General features: G+C 47.2%; 18 protein-coding genes. 12 read left to right on the forward strand and 6 right to left on the reverse strand.

Annotated features, from left to right (window positions below; genetic code table 11):
• Positions 1–48 precede the first annotated feature (48 nt).
• A complete protein-coding gene (locus tag MKY97_RS09180; protein ID WP_342556288.1) occupies positions 49–1,182 on the forward strand; it encodes a nucleotidyltransferase family protein in 1,134 nt (377 codons plus the stop codon).
• On the forward strand, positions 1,179–3,023 hold the full coding sequence (locus tag MKY97_RS09185) for an ABC transporter ATP-binding protein (RefSeq protein ID WP_342555140.1): 1,845 nt from the start codon (positions 1,179–1,181) through the stop codon (positions 3,021–3,023). Before MKY97_RS09180 ends, MKY97_RS09185 begins: the two co-directional genes overlap by 4 nt.
• 116 nt (positions 3,024–3,139) lie before the next feature.
• Here the strand turns inward: MKY97_RS09185 and cysC are convergent, their stop codons facing one another.
• Positions 3,140–3,778, reverse strand: a complete 639-nt coding sequence (cysC, locus tag MKY97_RS09190; protein ID WP_342555141.1) for an adenylyl-sulfate kinase — start codon at positions 3,776–3,778, stop codon at positions 3,140–3,142.
• A 147-nt stretch (positions 3,779–3,925) separates the two neighbouring features.
• On the opposite strand from cysC, the gene MKY97_RS09195 reads away from it, so the two are divergent.
• Complete coding sequence (locus tag MKY97_RS09195; RefSeq protein ID WP_342555142.1) at positions 3,926–4,333, forward strand: hypothetical protein; 408 nt, start codon at positions 3,926–3,928, stop codon at positions 4,331–4,333.
• A 101-nt stretch (positions 4,334–4,434) separates the two neighbouring features.
• Positions 4,435–5,214, forward strand: a complete 780-nt coding sequence (pdaA, locus tag MKY97_RS09200; RefSeq protein ID WP_342555143.1) for a delta-lactam-biosynthetic de-N-acetylase — start codon at positions 4,435–4,437, stop codon at positions 5,212–5,214.
• Between the two features lie 164 nt (positions 5,215–5,378).
• Here the strand turns inward: pdaA and MKY97_RS09205 are convergent, their stop codons facing one another.
• Positions 5,379–6,227 carry a DegV family protein gene (locus tag MKY97_RS09205; RefSeq protein WP_342555144.1) on the reverse strand — a complete coding sequence of 283 codons (849 nt, stop codon included), beginning with the start codon at positions 6,225–6,227 and terminating at the stop codon, positions 5,379–5,381.
• Positions 6,228–6,340: 113 nt separating this feature from the next.
• A complete protein-coding gene (locus tag MKY97_RS09210) occupies positions 6,341–6,814 on the reverse strand; it encodes a hypothetical protein (protein ID WP_342555145.1) in 474 nt (157 codons plus the stop codon).
• A gap of 157 nt (positions 6,815–6,971) precedes the next feature.
• Here MKY97_RS09210 and MKY97_RS09215 point away from each other — a divergent pair, with 157 nt between their 5' ends.
• Positions 6,972–7,358: a DUF423 domain-containing protein gene (locus tag MKY97_RS09215; protein WP_342555146.1), complete on the forward strand. Its 387-nt coding sequence runs from the start codon at positions 6,972–6,974 to the stop codon at positions 7,356–7,358.
• A gap of 127 nt (positions 7,359–7,485) precedes the next feature.
• Here MKY97_RS09215 and MKY97_RS09220 read toward each other — a convergent pair whose 3' ends face one another.
• Positions 7,486–8,067: a hypothetical protein gene (locus MKY97_RS09220; protein ID WP_342555147.1), complete on the reverse strand. Its 582-nt coding sequence runs from the start codon at positions 8,065–8,067 to the stop codon at positions 7,486–7,488.
• A 231-nt stretch (positions 8,068–8,298) separates the two neighbouring features.
• Here MKY97_RS09220 and MKY97_RS09225 point away from each other — a divergent pair, with 231 nt between their 5' ends.
• Entirely contained in the window at positions 8,299–8,601 is a 303-nt protein-coding gene (locus MKY97_RS09225) for a DUF1805 domain-containing protein (RefSeq protein ID WP_342555148.1), read from the forward strand.
• A 203-nt stretch (positions 8,602–8,804) separates the two neighbouring features.
• On the opposite strand, the gene mtnA is transcribed toward MKY97_RS09225, so the two are convergent.
• Together mtnA and mtnK are read right to left on the reverse strand one after the other, a co-directional pair.
• Positions 8,805–9,887: an S-methyl-5-thioribose-1-phosphate isomerase gene (gene mtnA, locus MKY97_RS09230; protein ID WP_342555149.1), complete on the reverse strand. Its 1,083-nt coding sequence runs from the start codon at positions 9,885–9,887 to the stop codon at positions 8,805–8,807.
• Positions 9,888–9,892: 5 nt separating this feature from the next.
• Positions 9,893–11,110, reverse strand: coding sequence for an S-methyl-5-thioribose kinase (gene mtnK, locus MKY97_RS09235; RefSeq protein ID WP_342555150.1), 1,218 nt, complete (start codon positions 11,108–11,110; stop codon positions 9,893–9,895).
• Positions 11,111–11,407: 297 nt separating this feature from the next.
• Here mtnK and MKY97_RS09240 point away from each other — a divergent pair, with 297 nt between their 5' ends.
• The 6 genes from MKY97_RS09240 (at position 11,408) to sufU (ending at position 16,778) form a co-directional block, all read left to right on the forward strand.
• Positions 11,408–11,869 (forward strand): Dps family protein, encoded by a 462-nt coding sequence (locus MKY97_RS09240; RefSeq protein ID WP_342555151.1) that lies wholly within the window; start codon positions 11,408–11,410, stop codon positions 11,867–11,869.
• A gap of 144 nt (positions 11,870–12,013) precedes the next feature.
• Positions 12,014–12,592 carry a DUF1802 family protein gene (locus MKY97_RS09245; protein ID WP_342555152.1) on the forward strand — a complete coding sequence of 193 codons (579 nt, stop codon included), beginning with the start codon at positions 12,014–12,016 and terminating at the stop codon, positions 12,590–12,592.
• A 436-nt stretch (positions 12,593–13,028) separates the two neighbouring features.
• Positions 13,029–13,811: a Fe-S cluster assembly ATPase SufC gene (sufC, locus tag MKY97_RS09250; RefSeq protein WP_342555153.1), complete on the forward strand. Its 783-nt coding sequence runs from the start codon at positions 13,029–13,031 to the stop codon at positions 13,809–13,811.
• Between the two features lie 24 nt (positions 13,812–13,835).
• Positions 13,836–15,140: a Fe-S cluster assembly protein SufD gene (gene sufD / locus MKY97_RS09255; RefSeq protein WP_342555154.1), complete on the forward strand. Its 1,305-nt coding sequence runs from the start codon at positions 13,836–13,838 to the stop codon at positions 15,138–15,140.
• Positions 15,137–16,357: a cysteine desulfurase gene (locus tag MKY97_RS09260; protein WP_342555155.1), complete on the forward strand. Its 1,221-nt coding sequence runs from the start codon at positions 15,137–15,139 to the stop codon at positions 16,355–16,357. The genes sufD and MKY97_RS09260 overlap by 4 nt, the downstream gene beginning before the upstream one ends.
• Positions 16,347–16,778: a Fe-S cluster assembly sulfur transfer protein SufU gene (sufU, locus tag MKY97_RS09265; protein ID WP_090920111.1), complete on the forward strand. Its 432-nt coding sequence runs from the start codon at positions 16,347–16,349 to the stop codon at positions 16,776–16,778. Before MKY97_RS09260 ends, sufU begins: the two co-directional genes overlap by 11 nt.
• Positions 16,779–16,787 lie beyond the last annotated feature (9 nt).

A 16,787-nucleotide genomic window follows, 5' to 3' on the forward strand; every position in this document is an offset into this window, starting at 1 on the left:
GAACTTTATGGGACACGGTTTCCAAAGGAGCTCAAGCTGATCTTGAGCATGCTTAGAGGTGATCTGACAGATCTGACTTCGGAGGAGATCAAGAGCCGGCTGCATAATATAGATTGGCCGCTATTTCTAAAGCTTGCGTACCACCATCGGCTGTATTCGGTCATTTATGTCCAATTAAAAAAGCTGAACAGTCCGTTTGTTCCTGCAGCGGTGATGGAACGCCTGAAACAGCAGTACACGATCAATACCTTTCGTATGCTGCAGTTAACGGCAGAAATGGAGCAAGTATGTGGTGCATTCCGCGAACGAGGCATCCGTACGATAACACTTAAAGGACCTGCTCTGGCCGATGACCTATACGGGGAAGTATCGATGCGGACGTCCAAAGATCTGGATATTCTGATTCCCGTACAGGACGTCGAGGCAGCTGAACGTATACTTATCGATCTTGGTTACCAGTGTAAAGAAGGCGAGAGGGCACTTACGGTCCGCAGCTGGAAGTGGCGGGAGCACCATATTTGTTATATTCATCCGGACAAACGCACGCAGGTGGAGATCCATTGGCGGCTTAATCCCGATTCTGGCCGTGAAACGGATTTTGAGGTGTTGTGGAAACGAAGCCGGTTCAGCTCGTATACCCAGACACCTGTGCGTATGCTCGAAAGAGAAGATTTGTGGGTTTATCTGGTGACCCATGGAGCGAGGCATGGCTGGTTCAGGCTGCGGTGGCTGCTGGACATTGATCAGATGATTCGAACGATGCCGCTGGACATGAAAAAGATTGAGCGGCGTTTGAAAGCCGAGGGCCGTTTATCTATTGGTTCGCAAACACTGCACTTGACTTCAGATCTGCTGCACACACCGCTGGATGATGCTTTCACATCGATCCAGACTATGAATGAGCGCGCAGGCCGGCGATTAGCAAGAGAAGGTGCGCTGTTTATGAATGATATGCTGGACAGTCCGGATCAGTTGAAGCATTACCGCTCCTATTTATTTTCTCTCCGGAGTACGAGACAGAAATGGTTTTTCTTTGTTGAACGTTTATATCCAAGTACCTGGGACGTGCAGCAGTTCCCTCTTCCGCGTCGGCTGTTCTTTCTGTATTTTCCGTTACGCCCGTTTCTCTGGTTCTGGCGACGTTTGAAACGAAGCACGATGACAGAGAGGGGAAAAGTATGATCTCGGAATTAAACTATTTTATGCGAAAACTTCATCAAGTCTCTGGGCCAGTTCTATATTGGAATCTGCTGGGCATGGTCTGTATTGGGTTAATGGAAGGAATCGGCATCTATATGCTCGTTCCTATGCTGAGTCTGATTGGTGTTTTTGAAATGGGGTCCTCTGGTATACACATCCCTTGGTTAACCGAAGTACTCGGTCGATTTTCAGAAAGTAGTCAGTTGATATTTGTTCTGTTCTCCTTTGTACTCATCGTCTCCGGGCAGGCGTGGATGCAGCGCCTCCAGACGATCCGTAATACCCGTATTCAGCAGCAGTTCGTACGAACGCTGCGTATAGAAACCTACAGTGCTGTCCTTAAGGCACAATGGTCCTTTTTCCTCCAAAAACGAAAATCCGATTTTAACCATATATTAACGACAGAGTTGGCCCGTGTAAGTCAGGGAACAAGTCTGGTACTGCAGATGGCAGCTTCACTGATTTTTACTGCTGTTCAGATTGGTCTGGCTTTCTGGTTGTCCGCGAAGCTTACGACGCTTGTGTTTGTCTGTGGTCTGCTGCTGTTTGTTCTCCTGAGAAAATTCGTTAAACGTGCCAAACAGATTGGGGATCAGACTTCAGAATTCTCACAAAGCTATTATTATGGAATTACCGAGCATTTTAACGGAATCAAGGACATCAAGAGCAACATGCTGGAACGTTCACATATCCATTGGTTCGAGCGTATGTGCAGACAGATTGAGCAGAACGTGGTGCAGTTTAGCCAGCTTAACACGGGTACACAGCTCATCCACCGGGTATCCGCGGCGATGATTATCGCGGCGTTTATCTATCTATCGTTAAAGGTGATGTCGGTGCCCCCGGCCAGTCTGCTGCTAATAATATTGATTTTTTCACGATTATGGCCAAGGTTTACTGCTATTCAGTCCAATCTGGAGTACATCAGCTCGATGCTTCCGGCGTTTCGAATCGTGAGAGAGCTGCAGGTCCAGACAGAGGGGAGCCGCGAAATTAGCGAACAGACCGCTGCACAGCGAGAGGCAGGAGAGGTAAGCACATCTTCCGCTCCCGCGCAGCAGATCATTCCCATTGATCTGAACGATGAAATCATCTGTGAAGATGTGTTTTATCGTTACGAAGGGAGTGACAGTTATTCTTTGGCGAGTGTGCATGCTTCCATTCCCGCTAAAGGTATGACTGCCATCGTTGGTAAATCCGGTGCGGGCAAAAGCACATTAATTGATCTCATTATGGGCTTAGTAAAACCAGAAAGCGGCCGCATTCTGATTGATGGGGAACCCTTGACAGAGGAACGGTTATTGAACTGGCGGAGTTCGATTGGTTATGTGTCTCAGGACCCTTTTTTGTTTCATACAAGCATTCGTGAAAATTTACGTCTGGTTGATCCTGATGCAAGTGAAGAGCAGATGTGGCGGGCACTGCAATTTTCCTCCTCGGCCGCATTTGTTCGCAGGCTGCCTCAAGGTCTGGATACGGTTATTGGCGATCGCGGGATACGTCTGTCAGGAGGTGAACGTCAGCGTCTTGTGCTGGCCCGGACTATGCTCCGTAATCCTTCGGTGCTCGTCTTGGATGAGGCGACAAGTGCACTGGACAGCGAAAATGAACAGCACATTCACGAAGCACTTGAACGATTGAAAGGCCGCGTTACCATTATCGTCATTGCCCATCGATTGTCGACCATTCGGACTGCGGATCGTGTAATTGTTCTGGAAGAAGGGCGTGTCATTCAAGAGGGAGGCTATCAGCAGCTTTCTACGGATTCGGCAGGTACGTTCAGCAAGCTGCTTAATATGCAGGCTGGTGCGGCAGGGCAGTGAAGATCTAAAAAAGTAAAGAAGCAGGTTTTGCCGAATTTTTAAGTGAGATGCATCAAAAAGGCGTGCCCGCGAAGGGACGCCTTTTCTATCCTGCTGTGCAGCTGCTTGGAATTGGATTAATAGATCAGGGCTGAATTGGTTTGCAGAGGAAGATGTAATGCACCGATCTGCTGCAGATGCCCCACAATCTCCTGCACGGCTTCTTCAATAGTGCATAGTTCGGTATCAATGATGAATGAAGGGGATTCAGGGATGTCATAAGGAGCAGAGATGCCTGTAAAATGAGGGATTTCACCTTTTCGGGCTTTTTGGTAGAGTCCTTTGGGATCACGCCGCTCACACTCTTGAATGGAACAGCGAACGTAGATTTCAATGAAATCTTCCGGTTCGATCAGCTGCCGAACCATCTCCCGATCCTGGGCGTGGGGAGAAATAAACGCCGAGAGCACAAACAGTCCAGCGTCTACCATCAGCCTGCACACCTCTCCGATCCGCCGCAGATTTTCCTGCCGATCCGCTGCAGTGAAACCAAGATCCCGATTTAATCCATGCCGCACGTTATCGCCATCAAGCACATAACAGCGAACACCCTGCTCATGCAAAAATCGCTCCAGTGCAAACGCAATGGATGATTTACCTGCACCGGATAAACCTGTAAACCACAAGGTGCGGCTGCGATGCCCATTGTTTTCCTCCCGATCCTGCCTGGTTAGACTTGATGCCTGCCAGGTAATATTGCGCTCGTCCTTTGACATGTTATCCCGCCTCTTCTCGCCTACTGGAATGTATAATATTTTAACATATTTAGTAGATTATAGACTATGAGAATTTTCTGCAAAAAAAGCGTAAAGGGTCTGTTTATCGGGTATAGATGTTATACACAGAGACCAGGAGGCCATATCATGAGTGATCATATTCAAAATATACAAGTGGGGTTCCAATGCCCTGATTGCGGGCAGGAAATAAACATATATTTCATGCAGGAGCAGGTTAACACCGTTCGCTGCGGAGGATGCAATCGGGCCTATACACTCATGAAACCGACGATTGGAGATGAAATTTTGCTGGACTGGGAGCAGGAGGCATTATATCACAAGCTGCGTGCTGAACGCACTGAACAGGACAATCATAATATGTCGGCACTAATTATCAAAGTGATTGAACTTCTGACCTGGCGTGATCAGGGAGATGGTCAGACTCGTGCGATTCAAACGGTTAAAGAATGGCTGGCTGCCAGCGGTAAACCTCAGACCTTACTTGAGCTGTTTCACCAACCAACCTCGAATTCCCGAGCAAATAAACGGATATAACCTTTAAGATTACATAATATAGACGTTCCTGAGGCATATTACCTGAAGGTGTTTGTAGATGATTAAACAAACCGAAATATTCAGGAACAGGGGCGTATAACATGAGGCGAACGGTTCTATATCTGCTGCTCGGCTTGTTAACGATCAGCATGCTGGCATCACAGGCAGAAGCATCTCCTATTAATGGAGCGTACCATTTTGGTTTCAAAAAAAGTCAGAATGGTCAGCTGCCTTCGATTGATCAGGAAGGCTTTAAGTCCATTTTGGAACACAATCATGCCATCTTTTTGGGGGATACCAAACAAAAAGAACTGTATCTGACTTTTGATAACGGTTATGAGAACGGATTTACCCCTGCAATACTGGATGTGCTTCGAGCGAAGAAAGTGCCTGCTGCTTTCTTTGTTACAGGACATTATCTGAAGGACCAGCCTGAACTTGTCAAACGTATGGCGGCGGAAGGACATATTGTCGGAAACCATTCCTGGAGCCACCCGGACATGACTCGAATCTCCAATGCTCAGATCAAAGAGGAACTGGAGAAGGTAAAATCGGAGGTACAGCGTCTTACGGGACAGCAGGGTACTTTTTTGCGTCCGCCTCGCGGCATTTTTAACAACCGTACGCTTGCCGAGAGTTATGCGCAGGGATATATCAACGTGTTCTGGTCTGCAGCATACAAGGACTGGGATACCAATGTACAGCGAGGGTCACAATATGCTCATCAGCAAGTGCTGAAGCAGCTTCACCCCGGAGCAGTCATTTTGCTGCATTCGGTATCCAAAGACAACACCGAGGCACTTGGTTCTATTATCGATGATGCAAGGAAGCAGGGTTATGTGTTCAAAAGTTTGAATGACTTGAAAACCAAATGTTATTAAGTCACGAACGTATCGATGCTTAGAACGAATCTAGGAGACTTTAATGAAGATAAAGAAGGCATGCCAAGCGAATTCGCTGAGCATGCCCTTTTTTGTTTTTGTTAGCGAAGTGAGGTAAGAAACTGACAGAGTTTGAGGCTGCCTGCCCCCAGCATTCTTCGATCCTAGTGAAGGGTGTTATATATAATTCCTGTTGTTTTTGGACCACAATGACTGCAGATCACGCAGCCTGCTGTAGTCAATTCTACGCGTGCTCCGGTCTGCTCCTGAAGTGTTTTTTTCAGGTTGAGTGCATCTTCCTCCGCCATCGTGTGAACGACAATCATTAGATCCCGATCAATCTGATCTTTATTGCTGAGCGTATTCTGAAGCATTTGTTCCAGCGCTTTCTCCCGTTTACCGCGTACTTTGTAGGCGGGAGACATCTTACCATCCGTGACTCGAATCACGGGACGGATCTTAAGCAGGCTTCCAATCAGGTTCTGCATACCCGAGCAGCGTCCGCCTTTGTACAGGTATTCCAGTGTATCAATAACAAACTCTGTACGCACCGTAGGTTTCATGGCTTCAATCAGCTGGGTAATCTGAGCCAGGCTTTGTCCTTGCTCTGCAGCATGAACGGCCTTCATGACCATTAGAGCAATTCCTGAGGAAAGATTCTGTGAATCTACTACGGAGATGCGTCCTTCTGGAAATTCGGAACTCGCAAGCAGTGCATTCTGGTACGTTGAAGAAAGTTCAGAGGATAAGGAGATGTAGAAAATATCATCGCCTTGTTCTATGTAAGGTTGAAATGCGGTTATGAAATCAGCAGGTGAAGGTGCAGCTGTTTTTGGAAGAGAACCATTACGGCTCACACGGTCATACAGCTGCTCTGGTTTGATCTCTTCTCCATCTTTCAGCGATTCTTGGCCAAACACCACATACAAAGGGATGATGCCAATATCATACTGCTGGATCCACTCAGGAGCCAGATCACTGGTGCTGTCCGCAAAAATTTTGATTCGTGACATGTCGTTCTCCTTTAGAATACATATATTTGGTCAGTCAATAAGTAAAGTGCGGCTGAACCGGATACAGGCCGTCTGAGTTTAATTATAATGAACCTGAGGATTCATGCAAAGTATTACGCCATGTATATCCCTCCAAGTACGAGTCCCGCGAACAGCAATATAAGCAGTCCATTCATAATGGTACCTATGATCGCAAAAACCTTTCTGCGGTTTTTTTGCACCAATCCGATGATACCAAGGACGAGCCCGGCCAGATTCAGGATCAGGCATACAAGGAAAGCTAACGAAGAGAGAATGACTGCCGGATGCAGAGCAAGTTCTTCACGACTGATGGATGAGTCCAAAATTCCAAAAGAACTGTACAGGGCAAGGTAGAGCAGTAGAAAGATCATAATGTGCCCGATCAGTCCGACCAACCCAACAATGAAACTGGATATACCGGGGCCTGAGTGTTTCAGATGTTCTGCAGGAGGCTCGGCGAAATCGGGTGAATATGTGTCACTTCTTCCCGTATTATAGGGGTCTGAGCTGCTGGCATGCGATGATGAGTCATTCATGCCTGAGTTCTGAGAATGTTGATGGTCCATGATGCAGGACTCCTCCTTTTAATGATCAGTGTAATCTATTACCCCGCTTAGCGGACTGTGATTCCGGGATTATTCGGCATACCATGCTCCTTTTACTTTAGCTCACGAATTCGCTACAATAAATGGAGTTAGAAACGAGTTAAGGGAGAGAATGAATATGCAGCGAAAATGGATGATGATTGGGGCCATATTAACCATGCTGTCTGTAGCCATTGGTGCATTTGGTGCACATATGCTTAAGGACAAAATTGGTGCAGGTGCTATAGCTACATACGAAACAGGCGTGCAGTATCACATGATACATGCACTCGCTCTGCTGATTGTTGGATTAACGGCCGGGCAGCTGGGATCATCAACAAAGCTGAAATGGGCGGCACGTCTGCTGTTCACGGGTATAATTATTTTTTCAGGCAGCCTCTACATACTCAGTATATCGGGTATCAAAATATTGGGAGCAATTACACCGATCGGTGGTGTCGCTTTTATCGCCGGCTGGCTGCTGTTTGCAATGGATGTATGGCAGCGAGGCAAGAAGAGTCTGTAACTTCTTCTATTGCAAAGACAGCAGCATAATAAAAGCAACCTGTGTCGAATGTTCTGCATTCCAGCTCAGGTTGCTTTTTTGGTTTGAATAAAATTTGAGCTCAGCTGTACTGCGCTTGTAATGAGGTCTACAGCAAAAACTCATCAATCTCGTTCGTTCGGAACGTATACACTTGTTTTTCATCCACATGGTAGATAGTTACCACATTATTGTCCCGGTCAAAATTAAGAATTCGGCAAGGTATGCTCTGATGTTTGCCATTTTTGTTGTTTACAACAATTCGCGTGAGGCGATTTTCTTTAATTAAAGATTCAATCCAGGCATCGAACGAATTAGCGTCAGCAACATGTGAAGTGTCGACAGAAGTTTCTTTTTTGGCAGCGCTGGTCGTTAATTCTTGATGTAATCCGGAAGAAACAGATTCGGCTTTCTTGTCTGACTTGCTAGAGGTTAATTGCTGACTAAGTAATGGTGATGACTCCAGCTTCGGCTGATCGGAGTCAGGGGAGTTTGTTTCGGCCTGAAGCATAGCTTCAATCATTTTGCCAAGTTCTATTCCGGAATGAATCCGAAAGTCCGCAATTTGTTCTTGTTTATTAATGAACTCCATCAGGGACTGCAGTGCCAATGCATTTGAACGGCTTTTAATAAGTATATCGACATTGAATAAATAGCCGATTTCATCTTGATTGGATAAGGTTTGTTTCATTCATCCCAGCCCCGTAAAATAATGTGTGAGCAAAAAAGACACTCTAGTATACTATAGCATTAATATGCTTGAAATCATAGTACCGAAGACTTAGAAAACATCGAATATAAAGGTTATATTATCTTATTTTGAATACACTTTTTCTTCATGCATGGCAGGTGTCCACACGAGGAATCACCGAGAGGCATACAAATATCGTGATCTGTTGAAGAGGAGGTGGACCGGGAAACTATGGTGACGATGGAGCCTATTGTAGTAGGAGAGCATGTACTCGTAGGGGTAGAAGTCAAGCTTCCCAAAACGACGCTGCTGACGATTAATACATCCAAAGGGTATATCATGTGCGGCGCACTCGATGTCGGTTTATTGAATGAGAAACTGGGTGATCGCAAGATTGTGGCAGCGCGGGCTGTCGGTGTGCGCACACTTGAACAGCTGCTTCACGCGCCGATGGAATCAGTGACAACCGAGGCAGAAGCTATGGGTATTACAGCAGGAATGACAGGTGTAGAAGCACTGTTGAAAATGATTTGAAGCAAGTTTTGGATTCCTATTTGTCAAAATAGAAATAGAACAGAAAAAAAGGGACCAAGTCGGATATCCTTCTTGTCCCTTCTTCTTACAGACCCACAGCAATTGCTTCTAGGTGCACTTGTCTTATATATTTCCTATCTTAACTAAATCCTCGAAAGCTGCTTATACAAAACTCTTCAAAGCTTTATACGTTCACCGTCTTTTTATTGCGCAAACAGAGCGGCCAGGTTTTCCTGGAAAGGTGCACGAACGATGCCTTTTTCGGTAATTATGGCTGTAACGTACTCGTTAGGAGTTACGTCAAAAGCGGGATTAAATACCTTTACCCCCTGCGGTGCAGTACGTTTGCCGAACCCTTCAGTAACTTCCTCAGCAGCACGCTCCTCAATTGGAATCAGATCGCCGGATGACGTAGACAAGTCAATGGTTGATAATGGGCTGGCCACATAAAACGGGATGTTGTGCGCCTTAGCAAGAACGGCCAGACTGTACGTGCCGATTTTATTGGCAACATCGCCATTCGCCGCAACCCGGTCTGTACCTACGATGACAGCTTGAACCCAGCCTTTGGACATGACCATCCCTGCCATATTGTCGCACAGCAGCGTAACGTCAATTCCTGCCTGCTGCAGCTCAAACGCTGTCAGACGAGCTCCCTGCAGAACAGGGCGTGTCTCGTCAGCAAATACTTTGAGATGAATGCCGCGTTCCTGAGCCAAATACATTGGCGCCGTTGCCGTACCGTATTTGGCTGTTGCCAGGCCGCCTGCGTTGCAGTGGGTTAGTACTCCCATGCCGTTTTCAAACAAAGGAAGGGCATGTTCACCGATCATGCGGCACACTTCCTCGTCTTCCTTCTGAATGAGCAGCGCTTCCGCTTCAAGAGCATCCGTACTTTCTTCCAAACTTAAACCGACCTCGGCAGCCTGATTAGCTTTTTGCATCATGCGGTCGAGTGCCCAAAATAGGTTCACCGCGGTTGGACGGGATGTGGCCAGATGTGCGCAGACCGATTTAACGTGCTCGAGCCAGCCTTGGATGGCAGTGCCATCGTAAGCTTTGGCACCTAACACAACGCCGAATGCGGCCGCAATACCGATGGCAGGTGCCCCGCGAACTTTCATAGAGTGGATGGATTCCCACACCTCCTCAGGGGTGTATAGTTTCAGCATCAGAATGGTTTCGGGCAGCAGACGCTGATCGAGCATTTCAAGCTTGTCCTTTTTCCAGTTCAGAGAAGACAGAGGCTGATGTTCAGGGGTTGTCATGGATGTTCCTCCGTTCATTTTGTTTAGGCTTTTACGGCAGCGAAGGCGGACGATATCAGATCGAGCACCTCACCGATTGTGTTTACCTGGCGATTATTCTTAATCAGAGTTTTGCCAACAGCCAATGCCCTGCGCTGCGCGCGTTCACGCTCAGAAGCATCCGCAATCGTATCGATGTCAGCCACATGGGCGAGTCCCACAATACGTCGAACCATTTTGGCTCCAGCAAAACCAACCGTGTCCCTGAACAGCTGCTGTACATACAGATGCTGATATCCGGGGGTTTTGGCCATCGGATCAACAAGATCGGATACCCACAAAGCACGGAAACGAGTTTCGAATTCGGTCCAGACATCCTGCACCATCTGCAGCAGCTCTGCTTCGCGATCCTGGCGAGATGACATATTCTGAATACGACCTGACAGTGAAACATAATGAAGCAGCAGGTTCGCTAGAACCGCGCCAATGTCAAAACCCATCGGTCCATAGAAAGCAAACTCGGGGTCAATCACTTTGGTCGACTCTGGTGTCACAAAAATACTGCCGGTATGCAGGTCACCATGAAGCAGTGCCTGTCCTTGGGTCAGGAACTTTGCTCGCAGCAAAGCAATTTCCAGATGCAGCTCTTCGTCGGTGCGAAGTGCTTCGGCTTCATCCTCGATCGCTGCGTCATAATTGTTATTGTGGGCAATCCGATACGGTTCATCAAAGATCAGGTCTTCTGTTATTTTGCATTGGTCGGGGTTAACGAAACGTCCCTGCTGTTCTTTCTTTTGCTGTTGATTCATGCCGAGGTCTGATGTGAAGAAGAGGGTTCTTGCCATAAACTCCCCGATATGCTGGGCAAAAAGAGGGTAGGAGGCTCCGTCGATCAGACCTTTTCGCATGATAACGTGGTCACTCAAATCCTCCATAACGGTTAACGCAAGATCATCGTCGTAATGATAAACTTGGGGCACCATTCCTGGACATAAGCGGTATTCTTCCTGCAAAATCTCACGTTCAATCCGGGCACGTACGAGTGAAAGCGGCCAAGATTCGCCCACCACCTTCGCATAAGGAAGGGCTTGTTTGATAATGATACTTTTATCGGAGTTCGGATCCGTGATGTGGAAAACGAGATTCAGGTTGCCGTCCCCAATCTCACGACATTCCAGATTCGTATCTGCCGCAAATGGACCCGGTAAGGTTTTGGCTAATTCGATCGCTTCTTGGGGGTTTAAAGGATGATATTGAGTCAAAAGGTGCCACCTCCATATATATGAAGAAACAGGAAAACCCACTTCTTTGCTTGGTTTATGACAGTATATCGGATACAGCGCGGTTTTTGAACTTTTTTTTGAGACAAGTCACGCCTGCTGTGATTCGAAGATCAGACGGAAGGGTAAAAACGAATAGGGCGGACGGTTAAGAAAACCGAGCCGCAGCGCACATCTGCCGAGTTGGCGGGTTTCTAATATTTACTCTCTGTTCTTCGTACAGGGCAGCCTGATATCACGTCGGGCGGACTACATTTTAAATAAAGGATGGGATAGAATATGGCTACAAAAAACAAAACAGATCAAGCAAAATCAGTAGAACAAGTACTTAACCGTCAGGTGGCTAACCTGAACGTACTGTATGTCAAAGTCCATAACTATCACTGGTATGTTAAAGGCCCGAACTTCTTCACGCTGCATGTGAAGTTTGAAGAATTCTATAACGAAATTACAGTTCAAATGGACGAAATTGCTGAGCGTCTGCTCACACTGAAAGGCAGCCCTGCAGCAACGATGAAAGAATATCTGGAGATGGCTTCCATTCAAGAGGCTTCCGGTAAGGAAGATGCCAATGCCATGGTGCAGAATCTGATTGAAGACTTCGCGACGCTGTGCAGTGAGTATCAGGAAGGTATTGATCTGGCTGATGAAGCTGAAGATCAACCAACTGCCGATATGCTGACCGGCTTCAAAGCGGATCTGGAGAAACATATGTGGATGCTTCGTGCATACCTGGGTTAATTCGTCCACGACTGACATACAGCTATTCCTGACTTTGTTCTCGTAAAGGTTCTTTCATCGTGATTCCGTCCTTCCTGCCAGTAAGTTGTCAGAAAAGCATTAAGCGTCTATACTGCTGACAAAGCGACAGGGAGGGTGATCACGATGGTAGATAAGGCAGCAAAACCGGCGTTAAAGGAATGGGCCTCTGCGATCAAAGCGCTGGAAAGCGGACGCCAGATTATGGTGATGCGCAAAGGCGGCATTGTGGAGGAAACAAAACATTTTGAGTTGAAAAGTCCGGCATTTTACCTGTATCCGACTTATGAGCATCAGCGTAAAGAACTGATCAAGTCCTTGGATCAATCCTATGTTGAAGAGTCGCTGGCCGAATGGGTGCCTGAAGCTTCAACCGTCCGCATTACAGCGTATGCTGAAGTAACGCAGGATTTGGAGATTCGAGATCAGGAAATGCTGGATCGACTTCTGGAATATCATATGTGGACAGCGGATTTTGCTGAATCCCGGTTGAAGTGGAAAAAGAAAGATCCGCTCCACATTTTGATTTTACGTGTGTACCGTTTGCAGGAACCGATGGAGATTCCCGTATTACCCGAATATAACGGCTGCCGTTCATGGATTTCCATTCCGAATGGTTTGGCGACGAGCGAAATGACGCCGGTGCTGGACGTTGCGGATTTTGCCGAACAGGTACAGAAGATTAACGAAACACTCAGAATGTAATCCGGCTGTGCGTGAAAAGTTAATAGCTGGAATTGAAAAGGGCTTATCCAGAAATGGATGAGTCCTTTTTAATTCAGTGCCTATGCTGAACAAACTGTGAATTTTGTGATTTATATCACTGTCCGACCACAGAGAAGTTGTTTTCTCATTTGATTCAAACAGTCATTTATTATAGAATCAATAGGAATGAAGTTTCCTGTGAAGGACAAGAATTGATAGGAAATGACTTGATAATCATTGAGAATCAGTTTAGAATTATTCTAAAGTGATTGCTGCTCTACAGCGTTTGAAGGAATTGCTCTAGGGTGTATGAAGAAATGGCATCACAGATGTATGATCACAGAGAAAGTCAGGGGAAGCCCTGTTCAGATATAATAGGCGCTTTTTCTTTTTCGACAGTAAACATCAATTTAATCAATGGAGGGAAACATTACACATGACTACGAATTTCGTCATTGAAGGTCTGAAAGCGACCATTGAAGGTAAAGAAATCCTGAAAGGCATTAACCTGGAGATGAAAGGTGGAGAAATCCACGCGATCATGGGACCGAACGGAACAGGTAAATCCACTTTGGCTTCTGCCCTGATGGGACATCCGAAATATGAAGTAACAGACGGTACAGTAACACTTGACGGTGAAGATGTACTCGACATGGCTGTAGACGAGCGTGCACGTGCAGGTCTATTCCTGGCTATGCAGTACCCGAGCGAAATCGCGGGTGTAACGAACTCCGACTTCCTGCGCAGTGCAATTAATGCCCGCCGCGGCGAAGGCAACGAGATCTCCTTGATCAAGTTCATTCGTCAAATGGAATCCAAAATGAAAGAACTCGATATGAACCCTGAGTTTGCTCATCGTTACCTGAACGAAGGTTTCTCCGGTGGTGAGAAAAAACGGAATGAAATTCTGCAGATGATGCTGCTTGACCCGAAAATCGTAGTTCTTGACGAGATCGACTCCGGTCTGGACATCGATGCTCTGAAAATTGTTGCAGAAGGTGTAAATGCAATGAAGAGCGAAGATCGTGGTTTCCTGATTATTACCCACTACCAGCGCCTGCTTAACTACATCACACCTGACTACGTTCACGTGATGATGCAGGGTCGTATCGTGAAGTCCGGTGGCCCTGAACTGGCTCAACGTCTGGAAGCAGAAGGTTATGACTGGGTAAAAGCAGAACTGGGAATTACAGATGAAACTGTAGGTCAAGAAGCGTAAAGACAAAACGGAGGAGGGTAATAGATGACTACACAAACAATTCTTCCGGTTGAATCTGAAGCGCTTCGCGCCTTGTCGGAAAGCAATAATGAACCCGGCTGGTTGACTGAACAGCGTCTCGAAGCTTTGAAGCTTGCGAGTGAGCTGGCGCTTCCTAAACTGGAAAAACAAAAAATCGAACGCTGGAATATCAGCGAGTACGGCACATATAAAACAGGCGCAGCGATCTCTTCTCTGGAAGAAGTACCTGCATCAATCAAAGAACTGGTTCAGGACCAGGCAGAAGGAAGTCTGGTTATCCAGCGCAACTCTGGAGCCGTATATTCCAAGTTGTCTGCTGATCTTGCAGCGCAAGGTGTCATCTTCACAGATCTGGCAACAGCTGTTCGTGAACATGCTGATTTGGTAAAACCTTACCTGAACACAGCGGTCAAAGCCGACGAGCATTCCATTGCCGCATTACATGCAGCTTTGTGGAACGGCGGGGTGTTCCTCTACGTTCCGAGAAACGTTAACATTGAAGTTCCGCTGCAAGCGGTGCTGCTTACTGACGATGCTTCTGCAACGTTTGCACCTCACGTGCTCGTTGTTGCTGAAGCGAACAGCTCGGTGACTTACGTAGACAACTATGTGTCTGGCGATCTGTCTGCACCGGTATTCCATAACGGTGCGGTGGAAGTATTCGTTAAATCGGGTGCAAAAGTACGCTTCGCTACCGTACACCAGTTGAACGTCAACGTAACGGATGTATCTTTCCGCCGTGCTGTGCTGGAGAATGACGGCTCCATTGAATGGATCGTTGGTGAAATGAATAATGGGGATACAGCAAGCAACACGATGAGTGTTCTGAAAGGCAACGGTTCCACTTCGGACTCGAAAGTGATCGCAGTCGGTTCCGGTTCCCAAAAAATCAACTATACAACCGAAGCGCGTCACTTCGGTAAAAATACGCCAAGCCAAATGATTACACGTGCGGTTATGCGTGAAGAGGCTTCGGCAATCATTAACGGCATTACGAAAATCGAGAAAGGCGCTACAAGAGCCGATGGACAGCAAACCGAGAAAGTGTTGATGCTTAGTCCTAAAGCACGTGGAGATGCCAACCCGATCCTTCTGATTGACGAGGATGATGTAACAGCAGGTCACGCGGCTTCTGTCGGTCAAGTGAATGCGGAGCAGATCCATTACTTGATGTCTCGCGGGATTAACCGTACGGATGCGGAACGCCTCATTATTTATGGCTTCCTCGCACCGGTGGTGGCGGATATTCCTTTGGAAGCACTGCGTACCCAATTGCAGTCCTTGATTGAGAAAAAGCTGGGACAATGAACCCATCCATTCGCGAGCAGTTCCCGATCCTCCACCAGGAAATCAACGGACACCCGCTCGTATATCTAGATAGTGCCGCAACATCACAAAAGCCTCGTGCTGTAATCGATGCGGTTAAACATTATTATGAATATGAAAACTCCAATGTGCATCGCGGTGTTCATACGCTTGGCAGCCGTGCAACGGATGCTTACGAAGGCGCTCGCGAGAAGGTGGCGAAGTTTATTAACGCTCGCCGTACACAGGAAATCATCTTCACGCGCGGCACAACGACAGCCCTGAATCTGGTGGCTTCGTCTTATGCCCGTGCCAACTGCAAAGAAGGCGATGAAATTGTCCTTACGCAGATGGAGCATCACAGCAACCTGATTCCTTGGCAGCAGGTCGCCAAGGAGACAGGGGCCACATTGAAGTACATTCCGCTGCAGTCCGACGGTCATATTGAACTGGCAGACGTGGAGCAGACGATCACGAGCAGGACTAAAATTGTTGCGATTGCTTATGTATCCAATGTGATGGGTCTTGTGCATCCCGTGAAAGAAATCGCTGAAATTGCCCATCGCAACGGAGCAGTTATCGTTGTAGATGGAGCACAAAGCACACCGCATATGAAGGTAGACGTGCAGGATTTGGACTGTGATTTCTACGCACTGTCTGGTCACAAGATGTGCGGCCCAACCGGTATCGGTGCACTCTACGGCAAAAAGGCGCTGCTGGAGTCCATGGAACCGATTGAATTCGGCGGTGAGATGATTAATGATGTTGGATTGTACGATTCCAACTGGAAAGAGCTGCCGTGGAAATTCGAAGGTGGAACCCCGATTATTGCTGGAGCAGTAGGATTGGGCGCTGCCATTGATTTCCTGGAGCAGATCGGCATGGATGAAATCGCGCATCATGAAGGTGTACTGGCCGCATATGCAGCCGAACGCCTGTCCGAGATTGATGGACTAACGATATATGGTCCGGCTAAACGTCACGTTGGCGTAGTCACCTTTAATTTGGGAGATGTCCATCCCCATGATGTGGCGACTGTGCTGGATGCGAGCGGTATAGCGATTCGTGCAGGACATCACTGCTGTCAGCCGCTTATGCGCTGGCTTGAAGTAAGTTCAACGGCTCGTGCGAGCTTTTATCTATACAATAACGAACAAGATGTGGATCGGCTTGTGAGCGCCTTAATCCAGACGAAGGAGTATTTTGGCGATGCAACTTGATGATCTGTACCGACGTGTTATAATGGACCATTACAAAAACCCGCGTAATCGCGGAACGTTTGACAATGATGTCGTCACGGTGAATTTAAACAATCCAACGTGCGGCGACCGGATTTCACTGCAGCTGATGCTGAATGACGGAATCGTTCAGGAAGCCAAGTATACGGGAGAAGGCTGCTCGATCAGCATGTCTTCGGCATCGATGATGACCGAAGCTGTCAAAGGCAAGACGATTGAGCAGGCACTCGATTTGGCTAACCGTTTCTCCTCATTGATGCAAGGGGAAGAAGTCGATTTCGACGATTATGAAGATCTCGAAGCCCTATCCGGTGTGAACAAGTTCCCTGCACGCATCAAATGTGCCACTCTGGCCTGGAATGCACTACGCAAAGGAATTGACGAAGAGGACAATGTACAATAACGATAGGGA

This window comes from Paenibacillus sp. FSL R7-0652, from assembly GCF_038595045.1.
Classification (GTDB): domain Bacteria; phylum Bacillota; class Bacilli; order Paenibacillales; family Paenibacillaceae; genus Paenibacillus.

Bases quoted from the DNA above. Each gene is read 5' to 3' on its own strand.
- MKY97_RS09220 (WP_342555147.1), bottom strand. From the start codon at position 8,067: ATGAAACAAACCTTATCCAATCAAGATGAAATCGGCTATTTATTCAAT.
- sufD (WP_342555154.1), top strand. From the start codon at position 13,836: ATGACTACACAAACAATTCTTCCGGTTGAATCTGAAGCGCTTCGCGCC.
- MKY97_RS09195 (WP_342555142.1), top strand. From the start codon at position 3,926: ATGAGTGATCATATTCAAAATATACAAGTGGGGTTCCAATGCCCTGAT.
- MKY97_RS09225 (WP_342555148.1), top strand. From the start codon at position 8,299: ATGGTGACGATGGAGCCTATTGTAGTAGGAGAGCATGTACTCGTAGGG.
- MKY97_RS09260 (WP_342555155.1), top strand. From the start codon at position 15,137: ATGAACCCATCCATTCGCGAGCAGTTCCCGATCCTCCACCAGGAAATC.
- MKY97_RS09180 (WP_342556288.1), top strand. From the start codon at position 49: ATGCTTAGAGGTGATCTGACAGATCTGACTTCGGAGGAGATCAAGAGC.
- MKY97_RS09210 (WP_342555145.1), bottom strand. From the start codon at position 6,814: ATGGACCATCAACATTCTCAGAACTCAGGCATGAATGACTCATCATCG.
- MKY97_RS09185 (WP_342555140.1), top strand. From the start codon at position 1,179: ATGATCTCGGAATTAAACTATTTTATGCGAAAACTTCATCAAGTCTCT.
- sufU (WP_090920111.1), top strand. From the start codon at position 16,347: ATGCAACTTGATGATCTGTACCGACGTGTTATAATGGACCATTACAAA.
- mtnA (WP_342555149.1), bottom strand. From the start codon at position 9,887: ATGAACGGAGGAACATCCATGACAACCCCTGAACATCAGCCTCTGTCT.
- MKY97_RS09240 (WP_342555151.1), top strand. From the start codon at position 11,408: ATGGCTACAAAAAACAAAACAGATCAAGCAAAATCAGTAGAACAAGTA.
- MKY97_RS09215 (WP_342555146.1), top strand. From the start codon at position 6,972: ATGCAGCGAAAATGGATGATGATTGGGGCCATATTAACCATGCTGTCT.
- sufC (WP_342555153.1), top strand. From the start codon at position 13,029: ATGACTACGAATTTCGTCATTGAAGGTCTGAAAGCGACCATTGAAGGT.
- MKY97_RS09245 (WP_342555152.1), top strand. From the start codon at position 12,014: ATGGTAGATAAGGCAGCAAAACCGGCGTTAAAGGAATGGGCCTCTGCG.
- MKY97_RS09205 (WP_342555144.1), bottom strand. From the start codon at position 6,227: ATGTCACGAATCAAAATTTTTGCGGACAGCACCAGTGATCTGGCTCCT.
- cysC (WP_342555141.1), bottom strand. From the start codon at position 3,778: ATGTCAAAGGACGAGCGCAATATTACCTGGCAGGCATCAAGTCTAACC.
- pdaA (WP_342555143.1), top strand. From the start codon at position 4,435: ATGAGGCGAACGGTTCTATATCTGCTGCTCGGCTTGTTAACGATCAGC.